We start from the raw sequence: 9,224 nt of genomic DNA on the forward strand, positions 1-9,224 counted from the left end.
CCGGAGGACGCCGGGGAGGACGGGTCCGCGGCCGGGGCACCGGGCTTGGCCGCCGCCCGGTTGGCGTTGAACTCGGCCACGTTGCGTTGATGAACGTCGAAGCTGTCGGTGAAGCGGGTGTCCCCCGGTTTCACGGTGACGAAGTACAGCCAGTCCCCCGGCGTCGGGTCCAGCGCGGCCAGGATCGCCTGCCGCCCGGGGTTGGAGATCGGGCTCGGCGGCAGCCCGGGGTGCAGGTAGGTGTTGTACGGGGAGTCCAGCTTGGTGTCGGTCACCGAGGTGTTCAGGGTCGAGCGGCCGAGCGCGTAGTTGATGGTGGAGTCCAGCTGCAGGGGCATGCCCTTGGCCAGCCGGTTGTAGATCACCCGGGCCACCTTGCCCATGTCCTCGGTGTTGTCGGCCTCGCCCTGGACCATGCTGGCCACGGTGATCAGCCCGTACACGCTCTGCCCGAGGTTCTGCGCGACTACGGTGGCGTCGTCCCGGCCGAACTCCTTGCCGGCCCGGTCCACCATCTGCTTCAGCAGGTCGAAGGCGGTGGTGCCCTCGGTGACGCTGTACGTCGCCGGGAACAGGTAGCCCTCCGGGCTGCCGTTGGTGAAGTCGGGCAGGCCGAGTTCGGCGCCCTGATCCTGGGCGGTCTTCCGGGCGGTGCCCTCGGGCAGGTTCAGCTTCCGGTCGATGGCCGCGTAGATCTGGTAGCCGCGCCAGCCCTCGGGGATGGTCAGACCGTTGGCGTTGGCCGGGTCGATCAGGATCGCCAGCGCCGCCGCGGCCGACATCTTCTGCTTCAGCGTGTACGTCCCGGGCTGGATCCGCCCGGCCGCCGCCGCGCTGCCCTTCGCGGCCCGGGTGAAGGCGAGCGAGCTGGCCACCACCCCGTTGCGGACCAGCGCGGAGGCGATCTGGGAGAGGCCGGCGCCCTCCGGGACGGAGACCTGGACGCTGCCGGTGCCCTGCCCGGCGAAGTCGGCGGCGGCCGGGGGTTTGCGCTGCGCCTGGAGCCAGGTGTACCCGGTCAGCCCGATCCCGCCGAACACCGCGATCAGCGCGAACGCGGTGAGCCCGCAGGCCAGTCCGTTGCGCCGTCGGTGCGGATCCGGCGCATCGAAGCGCGGGCGGGGCGCGCCCGGCGGACGGCCCTCCGGTTCCAGCACCGGAGCGCCCAGATGCCCGGGCGTGAGCCCCGGGTGGAAGTCCTGGTCGGTCATGGCTCGCGCCCCCTCGGTGGTCCCGGATCGATCCGGATCAATATGAATCGATGCGAATCGATCCATAACGGACACGGAAGCGAACGAAAAAGGGTCCGTGCGGACGCGTCCGCACGGACCCCTCAAACGGGACGTTAGATCAGACCGGTCAGCCGACCGCCTCGACGCTCTCACCGGGCGGGCGTCCGCTCACCCGTTCGGACTCAAGGGCGGTCTGGAGGATCACCACCGCGGCGGCCTGGTCCACCACCGAGCGGCCCTTCTTCGCCTTGACCCCCGAGGCGCGCAGCCCGTGGGTCGCGGTGACGGTCGACATCCGCTCGTCCACCAGCCGCACCGGCACCGGGTAGAGCCGGTCGGCCAGCCGGGCCGCGTACGCCCGGACCTTCTCCGCCGCCGGGCCCTCCTTGCCGCTGAGCGAGCGCGGCAGCCCGACGATCACCTCCATCGCGCCGTACTCGTCGACGATGGCGGCGATCCTGGCCTGCGACTTCACCCCGGCCGGGACGGTCTCCACGGGCGTGGCGAGCACCCCGTCGGGGTCGCAGGACGCGACCCCGATCCGGGCGTCCCCGACGTCGACGGCGATCCGCCGCCCACGCCGGAAGGGCCTCTCCTCCTGCTCCATCAGCTGGCGCGCTCCGCGACCAGGCCGCGCACCGCGGCGATGGCCTCGCCGACCGCGGCCGGGTTGGAGCCGCCGCCCTGGGCGACGTCGTCCTTGCCGCCACCGCCGCCGCCGAGGGTCTTGGCGGCGGTCCGGACCAGCTCGCCGGCCTTGATGCCACGGCCGCGGGCGTCCTCGTTGGTGGCGATCACGGTCAGCGGGCGGTCGTTGGCGACGGTGAAGGCGGCGACCACGGCCGGGCGGGCGCCGAGGCGGCCGCGCACGTCCAGGACCAGCTTGCGCAGCTCGTCCGCGCCCACGCCGTCGGCGACCTGCGCGGCGACCACCGCGATGCCGTGCACGTCCTCGGCCGAGTCGGCCAGACCCGCCGCGGCGGCCAGCACCTTCTCGGCGCGGAAGCGCTCGATCTCCTTCTCGGCGTCCTTGAGCTTGGCGAGCATGCCCGAGATCTTCTCCGGCAGCTCCTCCGGGCGGCCCTTGACCAGCTCGGTGAGCTGGGCGACCACGGTGTGCTCACGGGCCAGGAAGCGGTACGCGTCGGTGCCGACCAGCGCCTCGACGCGGCGCACGCCGGAGCCGATCGAGGACTCGCCGAGCAGCTTCACCAGGCCCAGCTGGGCGGTGTTGCCGACGTGGGTGCCACCGCACAGCTCCTTGGAGAAGTCGCCGATGGTGACGACCCGGACCTCGTCGCCGTACTTCTCGCCGAACATCGCGATGGCGCCGGCCTTGCGGGCCTGGTCCATCGTCATGACCTCGGCGGTGACCTCCAGCTCGCGGCCCAGCACGTCGTTGATCTTCTGCTCGACGTCGACCAGCACGCTGCCGGGAACGGCGGCGGGCGAGCCGAAGTCGAAGCGGAAGCGGCCGGGGGCGTTCTCGGAGCCGGCCTGGGCGGCCGTCGGGCCGAGCGCGTCGCGCAGCGCCTGGTGGGTCAGGTGGGTGGCCGAGTGGGCACGGGCGATCGCCCGGCGGCGCTCGATGTCGATCGTGGCGTACGCCGAGGCGCCCAGCACGACCTCGCCGAACAGCACCCCGCCGGAGTGCACGACGACGCCCGGGACGGGCTGCTGCACGTCGCGGATCTCCACCACCGCGCCGGACTCCAGCCGGATCCGGCCCTGGTCGGCGAGCTGGCCGCCGCCCTCGGCGTAGAACGGGGTGCGGTCGAGGATGATCTCGACCTCGTCGCCCTCGGAGGCGGCCGGCGACGGGACGCCGTCCACCAGCAGGCCGACCACGGTGGCCTCGCCCTCGGTGAGGGCGTAGCCGGTGAAGACGCTCGCGCCGGACTTGTCGGCGACCTCGCGGTACGCGGCGACGTCGGCGTGGCCCATCTTCTTGGCCTTGGCGTCCGCCTTGGCCCGGTCCCGCTGCTCCTGCATCAGGCGGCGGAAGCCGGACTCGTCCACCTGGAGGCCCTGCTCCTCGGCCATCTCCAGGGTGAGGTCGATCGGGAAGCCGTAGGTGTCGTGCAGCTTGAACGCCTGCTCGCCGGAGAGCACCGCGCCGCCGGCCTGCTTGGTCTCGGTGACCGCGACGTCCAGCAGGTTGGTGCCGGCCTTCAGGGTCTGGAGGAAGGCGCCCTCCTCGCCGACGACGACCGTCTCGATGCGCTTGCGGTCGCTCTCCAGCTCGGGGTACTGCGGGGCCATCGCCTTGATCGCGACGTCGATGAGCTCCTTGGCCACCGGCTCGGTGGCGCCCAGCAGGCGCATGTTGCGGATGGCGCGGCGCAGGATGCGGCGCAGCACGTAGCCGCGGCCCTCGTTGCCGGGGGTGACGCCGTCGCCGACCAGCATCAGCGCGGTGCGGATGTGGTCGGTGACCACGCGCAGCGAGACGTCCGACTTGTGGTCGGCGCCGTAGGTGTGGCCGGTGAGCTCGGCGGCGCGGTCGAGGATCATCCGGCTGGTGTCGATCTCGAAGAGGTTGTCGACGTCCTGCAGGATGGCGGCGAGGCGCTCCAGGCCGAGGCCGGTGTCGATGTTCTTGCTCGGCAGGTCGCCGAGGATCTCGAAGCCGTCCTTGCCGTCGCCGTGGCCGCGCTCGTACTGCATGAAGACCAGGTTCCAGATCTCCAGGTAGCGCTCGCCGTTGACGGCCGGGCCGCCCTCCTCGCCGTACGCGGGGCCGCGGTCGTAGTTGATCTCCGAGCACGGGCCGCACGGGCCGGGGACGCCCATCGACCAGAAGTTGTCCTTCATGCCCAGGCGCTGGATGCGCTCCGAGGGCACGCCGATGACGTCACGCCAGATCTGCTCGGCCTCGTCGTCGTCCTTGTAGACGGTGATCCAGAGCTTCTCCTTCTCCAGGCCGTAGCCACCGTCCGCGACGGGGGTGGTGAGCAGGTCCCACGCGAACTTGATGGCTCCTTCCTTGAAGTAGTCGCCGAAGGAGAAGTTGCCGCACATCTGGAAGAAGGAGCCGTGCCGGGTGGTCTTCCCGACCTCCTCGATGTCCAGGGTGCGCACGCACTTCTGGACGCTGGTGGCGCGCGAGAACTGCGGCTTGACCTCGCCCAGGAAGTAGGGCTTGAACGGCACCATGCCGGCGTTGACGAGCAGCAGGGTGGGGTCGTCGGCGACCAGGGACGCCGACGGAACGACGGTGTGGCCGCGCTCCTCGAAGAAGCGCAGCCAGCGGCGGCGGATCTCAGCCGACTCCATTAGTGGTCCTTCCGGTTCGGGGTGCCGCCCCGCGGCGGCAGGGCGCGGCGGGGCGTTTCTTCAGTGGTCCGGGGGGTGGTGCGGGAGCTGCGGGACGGAGGCAGGGCGGCGGCCGGGCTACCGGGCGCCGCCGAGATAGCTCGGTACTGCGGCTCGCCGGAGGGGGGCGGCGCGGAACGCTTCCCCAGGAGGGACCGGCGGTCGCCGCGGGGCTCCACCACGGCGGTGCCGTGCAGCCCGAGGTCGTCCTTCAACTGCTCCTCGCGCTCGGCCATGCCGGCCTGCACGTCCCGGGCGAACTGCTTGGCCAGGTCGCCCAGGTGCAGCGCGCCGCGGGCGGCGGTGCCGGAGAGGCTGTCCGGGGTGAGCCGGTGCACGGCCTCGTTGGCCTTGTTCATGGCCCAGACGGTGGCGCCGGCGCCGACCGCCATCCAGAAGATGCGTCGCACCATGCCGTCAGCCCCTCACCGCGCGCCGGACCCGGGAGAACAGGCCGCTCCTGGGCGCGGTCGCGGCGCGCACCTCGGCCCGGATCAGCCGGGCCAGCTCCTCGCGCTCGCCGGCCTGCGCCGGCACCGGCGGCAGGCCGCCCTGCTGCCGGGCGACGGCCTTGCGCACGCCGTAGCTGAACGCCGCGACCTTCACCAGTGGTCCGCCCAGAGTGGCGGCCACGGTGGAGGAGAGCGCGTTGGCGTTGGCGGCGGCGTCCTGCACGTTGGCGGTGATCTCGTCGACCCGCTCCAGCTGCTCGTTGGCGCTGCGCACCGCGGCGCCCGCGTCGGTCAGCAGCGGAACGGCCTGTTCGGTGACCGCGGAGACCAGGACGGCGGCCTCCTTGAGCACCCGCGAGAGGCGGACCAGCACCACGGCGAGCAGGGTGACCAGGACCGCCCAGAACACGGCGACGAGCAATCCGGCCAGCTCTCCCACGGACACCTTTGCGCGCTCCCTCGCCTTGCAGTTCTCCTGGGCCTGTCAGACAGGCCCCAGCAGGAAACCCTATCGCGCCCAGGCCCGGTTTCCGGACCGGGTTGTTCGCCCGGCGATCCGGTCGGGTGTGCGATCCGCGCGCGTAACCTACCGATCGGTCACCTCGTTCTGCCTGGCAGGCCGTCGCCCGTACGGCCCGACGCACGTCCGGACCCCGACCGGTCCGGCCTGGAGCACGGGGAGCAGCCTTTGGCCGGGGACTGGACAGCACCGCCCGGGGAGCCCGCGGCGGGGCCGCACGGGCCGGAGCCCGGCCGGCTGCCGGCCGAGGTGACCGGCTTCGTCGGGCGGCGGGGCGAACTGGCCGAGCTGGCCGGGCTGCTGGACTCGGCCCGGCTGGTGACCGTCACCGGGCCGGGCGGCGTGGGCAAGAGCCGGCTGGCCCTGCGCGCGGCGGCCCGGGCGGCCGACGCCTTCCCGGACGGCACCTGGCTGGTGGACGTGGCCCCGGTGCAGGACCCGCTGCTGCTCGGCCACGCCGTCCTGGAGGCGCTGCGGCTCGCCGACGGCTCCGCCCGTCCGCCGCTGGACGTCCTGATCGAGCGGCTGGAGGGCCGGCGTCTGCTGCTGGTGCTGGACGGCTGCGAGCACCTGGTGGAGGCCTGCGCCGAGTTGGCCGACGCGCTGCTGCGGGCGCTGCCCGGCCTGCGGCTGCTGACCACCAGCCGCACCACCCTGCGGGCCTCGGGCGAGCACCTGCTGGCCCTCACGCCGCTGCCGGTCGGCCCGGCGCCCTCCGGCCCGGTGCGGCCGGACGCGCTGCCGGACGCGGTGCGGCTGTTCGTCGAACGGGCCGGGGCGGTGCTGCCGTCCTTCGAGGTGACGGAGGCCAACGCGGAGGCGGTCGCGCTGCTCTGCCGCCGGCTGGACGGCATCCCGCTGGCCCTGGAGCTGGCCGCCGGCCGGCTGCGCGCGCTGTCGGTGGAGCAGGTCACCGCCCGGCTGGACGACCGTTTCCGGCTGCTCACCTGCGGCTCCCGGACGGCCCTGCCGCGGCACCGGACGCTGCGCACGACGGTCGGCTGGAGCCATGAGCTGTGCACCGTGCAGGAACGTTTACTCTGGGCCCGCCTGTCGGCCTTCGCCGGCGGATTCGACCTGGAGGCCGCCGAGTACGTCTGCGCCGGCGAGGGCATCGAGGCCGAGGAGGTCCTCGACCTGCTCGACGAGCTGGTCGCCCAGTCCGTGGTGCTGCGCGAGGACAGCGCCTTCGGCGTGCGCTTCCGGCTGCTGGACACCCTGCGCGAGTACGGCGGCCAGTGGCTGCGCGCCGCCGGCGAGGAGCAGCGGCTGCTGCGCCGCCACCGGGACTGGTACTTGGGCGTCGCCACCTGGGGCGAGGTCGAGTGGTTCGGCCCCCGGCAGGCGGAGACCGCCGAGCGCACCGGGCTCGCCCACGGCAACCTGCGCGCGGCGCTGGAGTTCTGCCTCGCCGAGCCGGGCGAGGAGCAGATCGCCCTGCTGCTGGCCGGCACGCTCTGGTTCTACTGGATCGGCTGCGGCCACCTCGGCGAGGGCCGGCACTGGCTGGACCGCGCGCTCGCGCTGGACCGCGAGCCCACCGAGGCCCGGGCCAAGGCCCTCTGGGTGACCGGCTACATGGCCACCCTCCAGGGCGACCTCGGCTTCGCCCGCCCGGCACTGGAGGAGTGCCGCCGGCAGGCCCTGGACACCGGCGACGACCGGGCGCTGGCCTACGCCGTCCACCGCCAGGGCTGCGTCGCCCTGGTCGGCGACGACCCCGACCGGGCCGCCGAACTGTTCGAGGAGGCGCTCTGGCACTACCGGACCATCGGCGAGCTCAACAGCAACGTGGTGATGGCCATGCTGGAGCTGGGCCTGGCCCACCTCTTCCAGGGCGATCCGGACAGCGGCGAGCTCTGGTTCGGCCAGGCCCGCGAGCTGTGCGAGGAGCACGGCGAGCAGTGGGCCTACGGGTACGTGCTCTACGCGATGGCGTACTCGCACTGGCTGGACGGCGCCGTGCAGCCCGCCCGGGCGCTGGCCCGGGAGTGCGTGCGGCTGAACCACCTCTTCCGCGACCGGCTCGGCATCGTGCTGGGCATCGACCTGCTGGCACTGCTGGAGACCGAGCCGAGCGGACCGGGCGAGCCGGGCGACCTGCGCGAGGCCCGGGTGCTACAGGGGGCCGCGCACCGGATCTGGCGCACGGTCGGCAACCCGTTCCTGGGCTCGCGGAACTTCTTCGGCCCCCACCAGGAGTGCGCCGAGCGGGCCCGGGCCGGGCTGACCGCCCAGGAGTACGAGGAGTGCTACGAGGCCGGGACCCTGCTGGACCTGGACGCGGCGGTCGCCCGGGCGCTCGGCGGCGGGGGCCGGGCGCAGGGCGCAGGGCCCGGAAACGGCGCGGGACCCCCGCTCGGTGCCGCCCTCGCCGGCGCCCTCGACGGCGCGGAATAGTTGAAACTTGCCGATTGCTTGAGGAGGCAAGGAACTGCCCCGGAAGGAGCATCATGGCCGTCCACAACGCCGCCAACGAGTACCGCATGGCGAAGTTCTACTTCGATTCCAAGGCGTACACCGACGCGGCGCGCACGCTCGAAGGTGTCCTGGCCGAGGAGCCGACCAACCTCTCCGTCCGGATGCTGCTGGCCCGCAGCTACTTCCACTCGGCCCAGCTCCGCCGCGCCGAGGCGGAGCTGCTGCGGATCCTGGAGGCCGACCCGGCCGAGGACTACGCCCGGCTGATGCTCGGCCGCACCCTGGAGCGCCAGGGCCGGCCCGAGGAGGCCCGCCCGCACCTGCGGCTGGCCGCCGCGATGACCGGCGAGAGCATCTGACGGCAGCGGGAAGGACAGCACGGAAAAGGGGCGAGCCCCCGTCGCCTCGAAAGGCGGCGGGGGCTCGCTCGTGGTGTCGCGAAGAGCGGAACCGGGTCAGCGCGAGTAGTACTCGACGACCAGCTGCTCGTCACAGATCACCGGGACCTCCTTGCGCTGCGGCGCACGGTCCAGGCGGAAGGCCAGGGCCTTCAGGTTGACCTCGAGGTACTTCGGGGTCTGGCCCTCACCCGCGTAGCCACCCTCACGGGCGACCTGGAAGGGGACCTTCTCCTTGCTGCGCTCGCGGACGGTCACCACGAAGCCCGGCTTCATCTGGAACGACGGCTTGTTGACCTTGCCGCCGTTGACCTCGATGTGGCCGTGGACGACCATCTGGCGGGCCTGGTAGATGGTGCGGGCGATGCCCGAACGCAGCACCAGCGAGTCCAGACGGGTCTCCAGGTCGGCGACGAGCGCCTCACCGGTCTTGCCCTCGGCCTTCTTCGCGCGGTCGAACGCGCGCGCCATCTGCTTCTCGCTCAGGTCGTACTGGGCGCGCAGACGCTGCTTCTCGAGCAGACGGACCTTGTAGTCCGAGTTCTGCTTGCGGCCACGGCCGTGCTGGCCGGGCGGGTACGGGCGGGCCTCGAAGTACTTGACGGACTTCGGGGTCAGCGGCACGCCGAGCGCACGCGCGATCTTGACCTTGGGACGCTTCTGGTTCGCCATGAACCAAACCTTCCTTGCTTACGAATACGGCTTCACCAGGTGTTGACGGAGGTCGCATCTCGCGACCCGGAGACAACCCATCGCCGAGGCGATGCGGTCAGCCGCTCTCCGGAGCCGGGCACGAACGTGCTGGTCACACGGACCGGCCCAGAATCTGGGCCGCCCGCGACACCGAAACGGTGCGCGACGCTCCTGGTGCGGGCCCCTCGGAGGG

Annotated in this window: 8 protein-coding genes; 2 read left to right on the forward strand and 6 right to left on the reverse strand. The window is 72.6% G+C overall.

Annotation, left to right across the window (positions count from 1 at the left end; all coding sequences use genetic code 11):
• The 5 genes from mltG to ACIQOV_RS13510 all read right to left on the reverse strand — a co-directional run.
• Positions 1 to 1,211, reverse strand: a 1,211-nt coding sequence (mltG, locus tag ACIQOV_RS13490) for an endolytic transglycosylase MltG (protein WP_401048282.1), incomplete at its 3' end; no start/stop codon positions are given.
• A gap of 148 nt (positions 1,212 to 1,359) precedes the next feature.
• Positions 1,360 to 1,839, reverse strand: a complete 480-nt coding sequence (gene ruvX, locus ACIQOV_RS13495; protein WP_387691946.1) for a Holliday junction resolvase RuvX — start codon at positions 1,837 to 1,839, stop codon at positions 1,360 to 1,362.
• Positions 1,839 to 4,508 (reverse strand): alanine--tRNA ligase, encoded by a 2,670-nt coding sequence (gene alaS / locus ACIQOV_RS13500; protein ID WP_401048286.1) that lies wholly within the window; start codon positions 4,506 to 4,508, stop codon positions 1,839 to 1,841. The genes ruvX and alaS overlap by 1 nt, the downstream gene beginning before the upstream one ends.
• Complete coding sequence (locus ACIQOV_RS13505) at positions 4,508 to 4,960, reverse strand: DUF6167 family protein (protein ID WP_401048289.1); 453 nt, start codon at positions 4,958 to 4,960, stop codon at positions 4,508 to 4,510. Before ACIQOV_RS13505 ends, alaS begins: the two co-directional genes overlap by 1 nt.
• A 4-nt stretch (positions 4,961 to 4,964) precedes the next feature.
• Complete coding sequence (locus ACIQOV_RS13510) at positions 4,965 to 5,444, reverse strand: DUF948 domain-containing protein (protein ID WP_359897457.1); 480 nt, start codon at positions 5,442 to 5,444, stop codon at positions 4,965 to 4,967.
• A gap of 243 nt (positions 5,445 to 5,687) precedes the next feature.
• Between ACIQOV_RS13510 and ACIQOV_RS13515 the strand changes: the two genes are divergently transcribed.
• Together ACIQOV_RS13515 and ACIQOV_RS13520 are read left to right on the forward strand one after the other, a co-directional pair.
• Positions 5,688 to 7,919 (forward strand): ATP-binding protein, encoded by a 2,232-nt coding sequence (locus tag ACIQOV_RS13515; protein ID WP_401048292.1) that lies wholly within the window; start codon positions 5,688 to 5,690, stop codon positions 7,917 to 7,919.
• A 53-nt stretch (positions 7,920 to 7,972) separates the two neighbouring features.
• Positions 7,973 to 8,299, forward strand: coding sequence for a tetratricopeptide repeat protein (locus ACIQOV_RS13520; protein WP_359897459.1), 327 nt, complete (start codon positions 7,973 to 7,975; stop codon positions 8,297 to 8,299).
• Between the two features lie 96 nt (positions 8,300 to 8,395).
• On the opposite strand, the gene rpsD is transcribed toward ACIQOV_RS13520, so the two are convergent.
• Positions 8,396 to 9,010, reverse strand: a complete 615-nt coding sequence (gene rpsD / locus ACIQOV_RS13525; protein WP_030240707.1) for a 30S ribosomal protein S4 — start codon at positions 9,008 to 9,010, stop codon at positions 8,396 to 8,398.
• Positions 9,011 to 9,224: the final 214 nt, after the last annotated feature.

Origin of the sequence: Kitasatospora sp. NPDC091257, from assembly GCF_044757675.1 — a bacterium.
Taxonomy (GTDB): Bacteria; Actinomycetota; Actinomycetes; order Streptomycetales; family Streptomycetaceae; genus Kitasatospora; species Kitasatospora lactacystinica.